2 protein-coding genes and 1 pseudogene are annotated in these 4,715 nt (G+C 62.8%); 2 read left to right on the forward strand and 1 reads right to left on the reverse strand.

Annotation, left to right across the window (positions count from 1 at the left end):
* Nucleotides 1–276 precede the first annotated feature (276 nt).
* Complete coding sequence (locus tag IWX63_RS16280; protein WP_199279199.1) at nucleotides 277–1,050, forward strand: ANTAR domain-containing protein; 774 nt, start codon at nucleotides 277–279, stop codon at nucleotides 1,048–1,050.
* A 437-nt stretch (nucleotides 1,051–1,487) separates the two neighbouring features.
* Here the strand turns inward: IWX63_RS16280 and IWX63_RS16285 are convergent, their stop codons facing one another.
* Entirely contained in the window at nucleotides 1,488–2,246 is a 759-nt protein-coding gene (locus tag IWX63_RS16285) for a GAF and ANTAR domain-containing protein (RefSeq protein ID WP_334685947.1), read from the reverse strand.
* 1,492 nt (nucleotides 2,247–3,738) lie between these two features.
* On the opposite strand from IWX63_RS16285, the pseudogene IWX63_RS16290 reads away from it, so the two are divergent.
* Nucleotides 3,739–4,388 (forward strand): annotated as a pseudogene (locus IWX63_RS16290) (IS3 family transposase); the annotation flags it as partial.
* Nucleotides 4,389–4,715 lie beyond the last annotated feature (327 nt).

Below are 4,715 nucleotides of genomic sequence, written 5' to 3' on the forward strand. Positions count from 1 at the left end.
ACCGACCCCGAGCCACCCTGGGCTACCTCACTCCCCGGGAAGTCTTCACTCGACTACTCACCGACAATGTTGCTTCCACCGGTTGACACCAAGCCTTACGGGACCGCACTAAACTTCAAGGACCCAGACGGTATTGCCATAGAATTTTTCACCCCCCACTGACCCTCACCCCACCGGATGTCCGAAGAGCCGCATTGGTCCGCTCACGCCCGTTTCTTCCACCCCGCTGGGGTGCGGCATCTCGCGTCGGACGTGGGTCCTCAGCAGGTCCCTCCGGTGAGCACGCCCGATAGCACCCCTGACGGTGCCATGGATCGTGAGCGATGTGGCAACCCGGATGGTGTACCCGATGGTGTCAAAGGCGGAGCGCGGGACGTGGTGCTGGAAGATGTGAGCGTCGCGGAGTTCCTGCAGCACGTCACCGTTCTGGGGGAGGAGTTGTTCGGCGAGGGTCCGGTGGCGTGCGGGGTGACGTCCCAGCATCGGCGTTCCACGATCGCTGGTAGCTCACCGGCTCTCGTTGCCCTGGACGAGGTCCAGTATCGGATCGGAGACGGCCCGGTCTTGGCGTCGATGAGCGCCGGGGACGTCGTCGTCGTGCGTGATGGCCACACAGATGATCGGTGGCCGGAATACTTCGGTCTCACCCGGTCCCTGGGCTTCGCCTCTGTCCTCGCTGCTCCGCTGCATGTGGGTTCCGACGGGCCGATGGCGGTGGTGTTCTATGCCGAACCACCCGATTTCTTCGTGCCCGAACGGCAGAGAATGGCCGGCGTGTTCGTCGAGCAGGCCAGGCGGGCACTGGAGATGGCGACGCAGGTCGCCCGTTATCAGGACGTCGCGGACGACAGGCGTGTAGCGATGGAGTCCCGGACGGGCATCGATATCGCCGTCGGCATCATCATCGCCCAGAACAAGTGCACTCAGGAAGAAGCGTTCGAGCTCCTGAAAAGCGTATCGAATGCCCGGGGCATGAAATTGCGCGTCGTCGCTGAAGCCCTGATCGTGCAGACCACCGGAAAGCCCTCAAGCACCCACTTCACGACCTGAACCTCACCGCCGTCTCACCAGTGATGCCATCTACGGATGACACAGTCGGCCTGTCGGCTTCGAATATCGGGCCCGGCGGCCGCGTGGCGCCCGAGGGGTGAACGCCTCCGTCCTGAGCGATGCGAATCCAAGACCTACGCCCTGGCGAAGCAAGAAGGGGGCCCGGCAGCGGGTAACTGGTCTTCCGAGGGACTCTGGTTCACCGGGCGTCGCATTTTCCGCGCGACCGCGAACAGGCCTCCGGTCGCGGTCTGCTTGATGACCGGAGACTCCCACATTCGCCGGAGGCTCGTCGGTGTATTCCGGCGGAGATCCGCGGACGAATGCGGGGACATCGTCGAGGGTGTCTCCGGTTGGGGTTTCACGCGATGTAGGCCGTTCGGGTCTCAGCCTGAAGGCGGCGTGTTCCTCGCGGGTGAAGCTGATGCGGGGTTTGTTCAGTATGAGGTCTTTGTCCTGCTGGGGAGTTCTCCGCTGCTGATGAGGAAATCGGCGACGTTCCAGAGTTTCAGGTGGACACGTTGACTGGCAATGGACAGCACGATGAATGCCTGTTCGCCGGTGATCTTGTGGCGTTCCATGAGGATACCTTTGGCCTGGCCAATCACATCCCTGGAATCCACCGCTTCCTGCAGTTGCCCGCTCCTCTTGGCCTCGGCAAACGCCACAGCCGCGTGGGAGGCGACCAGCAGCCCGATATTCTCCGACTCGTCCGTGAACGCGTTGGCTTCGTGGGAGTAGAGATTCAGCGCACCCAGGTCATCGCCTTCGACCCACAGCTGGATGGAGAGCATCCCCTTGGCGCCGGCTGCAGCGGCCCGCTGGGCGAAGCGCGGCCACCGGTCCTCCTGTGCCATGTCCGGTACCCGGATTGTGCGGTGCTTGTACGCCGCTTCCAGGCACGGGCCTTCCCCGGCTTCCATCTGTAGGGCGTCGATGCGCTCCGGCAGAGTTCCGGAGGCGCCCCGGGAGTCGATATGCCGTCGTCCCAGCACGACGCTGACGGATCCTTCGTCGACGCCGGGAATCAGTTCGACGGCCGCGTGGACGAACCCCGCGACGATGGCGTCCACGTCGGGTTCTCGCTGCAGCGACCGGGCAAGTTCCGCAAGCTCCGTGGCGAGATCGCGCTTTCGTTCGATGCCGCCGTGGTGGGACGAGGGCATACCTCTGTTGACGATGGAATCCTCGCTCATCACTTACACCTTTGGCAGTGGATCTGTTGCGCTGACGGCTGGTGCTCACTGTAATCCTCGGGCTCGCACACCAACACCCATGTGGGACCGTGATCTGCCGCCGATCGATCACCCTCTGGGTGAGCCATCGATGGAGGGTCTGCCTGTCATCGCGCTGCTCAATGAGGTTCGATGCACACTCAGCTGGTTCGCACCCAGCAACTAAACGATTGATCCGCCGACCGCTTTGCCCTTGACTGGGAGGAGTCCGCGGGTCGAGCAAACGGCACCAGGGGCGGCAGGAGTGCAGGGCTCAGCGCCCTGCACTCCTGTTCAGGCGCACATCGCCTACACACGTTCGTTCACAGGAGAACGCGACACCCGGGCTCCGGGCACACATTGTGTGGAAGATCGTCACGGACCGACCTGGCGTGCGTCCCGCAACGGGATCCCTCCACGTACAGATTTGTGAGCTGAAGCCACTACCCAGAAATCCCTCACCTGCGTCGTTCAGCGATCTCCTTATGGGACGCGAAGTGATCTGCTGTGGCCGTACTATGAGCCGAGCAGGGACGCGCTACGAGCTCACCAACAGCTTCCCTGATGTGCGGCGTTGTGGGGCGAGTCGCGGAAACAATCCGACCGCCCTCGTCGACGGCTACGTATCCCCACTCAAAGAGAGCGTCGCACCCAAGGTTGCAAACAAGCATCGCCACAGACTCGAAGTTTCGTCGCTCGGCCTCGCTGCACGGGGCGCGCGGTTTGATGTGTGCCGCGATCAATAGATTGATCGGCAGCTCGCGCCCGCATAAGGAGCATTCGCCTGACGTTCGACCGGCAATCAGGTGTCGTCGGAGATCTCGCTGCTCGGCTCGGACTTTACCGAAACCCTCCGTGTCTGATGCATCACCATCCCAGAAGGTCGACGGGCGACCCAGCCAATTGTCATCAGGGCTAGGGATGATGACGTCCACCTCCTCCAGAAGCCGCTGCCTATCCTCGACACTCAGCTGCGACAAAAATTTGCCTTGTGCCGCTCCACTCCCGTCGCTATTCAGGGGCCCCTGCTGACCGACAGTGATGAGAGAGTTCAACCTCCGATACCCGACCTCGAGGTCAGTAACGAGAGGCTCTACCCGCACAAGCCACCCTTCATTTTTCTCACCATCCCGGGCGGGATACTCCGGCGGCCGCGGGTGATCGACAGCCTCCTCGGTCACCGTGCTCACGGCTCGCAGCGCTGCTTTCTGATAGTGAAAAATAACGTCGCCCGGCTGGAGGTCCATAATCAGCCGACGAGCCTCATCCAGGTTTCTCGGTGCTGGCCGAGGACACGTCCACAACGTTTTGGCGACTATGACCTGCTCGTAATTCCTGCTCTGATTCGCGAAGTAGTAAGCCACGCGCCAAGCACACCACACCAGAGCCGGCAAACTGAGTAGCGTCCTGCTTTGAACACTGAACCGCTCTGGGTTTGATGGAGACTCCTGACCTTGGAAACGAGAATAGAGTCATGGCATCAAGTCAGGGAGCCGGGAAGCCGACCGCTCGTCGGTATTCGCCGGAGGAGAAAGCCGCTGCGGTCCGGATGGTGCGGACCTTGCGGGCGGAGCTCGGGACCGAGTACGGGACAGTTCACCGGGTCGCGTCGCAGCTCGGATACGGGGTTGAGTCGGTGCGATCGTGGGTCCGGCAGGCCGACGTCGATGAAGGTCAGGCCCCCGGGGTGAGTACTTCCGAGGCCAGGCGGATGCGTGAGCTCGAGCAGGAGAACCGGGAACTGCGTCGGGCGAACGAGATCCTGAAGCGGGCCGGGAGTTTCTTCGGGGCGGAGCTCGACCGCCAACACCGGAAGTAATCGCGTTCATCGACGCGAACACACACGACGTCGTCGAAGGCCGACCGCTCGGAGTCGAGCCCATCTGCGCGCTGCTGCAGGTGGCCCCGAGCACGTACTACGCCGCGAAGAACCGCGCCCCGTCCGCGCGTGCCGTCAGCGACGCGGTCCTCACCCCGGAGCTGGTCACACTGTGGGAGGACAACTACCGCGTCTATGGGGTCCGCAAGCTCTGGAAAGCCGCGCGTCGCGCCGGAAGGGTCATCGGCCGGGACCAGACGGGCCGGCTGATGCGATCTGCCGGCATCAAAGGGGCTCATCGTAATTGAGGGTGTAGGAGGGGTCTGAAGCCGCCTGATTCGAGGAGGCTGCGGGCGATGTAGTTGGTGAGGTTCCGGAATCCGAGGGCTGAGCCGCGGAGGTGTTCGAGGCGTCCATTGAATCTCCTATGTTTGTAAAGGGGTGGCTAATTCGCGTCTGGCTGTGGCGTTGAGGTGGCGGTAGATCTCATGTGCGAGGTAGCGCTTGAGGCAGCGGCGGATCTCTCGCAGGGTATTGCGGCCCTTCGCAGTTGAGCGTGGGTAGGGCGGTCAGGGGCTGACTCGGTAGGGTTGGCTGCTGTTGGTGCGGCGTGGTGCGGCGGGAATGAGGTC

The organism is Arthrobacter sp. CAN_A2 (assembly GCF_015752045.1).
Classification (GTDB): domain Bacteria; phylum Actinomycetota; class Actinomycetes; order Actinomycetales; family Micrococcaceae; genus Arthrobacter_D.

What these genes read in the sequence shown, in the direction of transcription:
- IWX63_RS16285 (WP_334685947.1), bottom strand. Translation starts at nt 2,246, where the DNA reads ATGAGCGAGGATTCCATCGTCAACAGAGGTATGCCCTCGTCCCACCAC.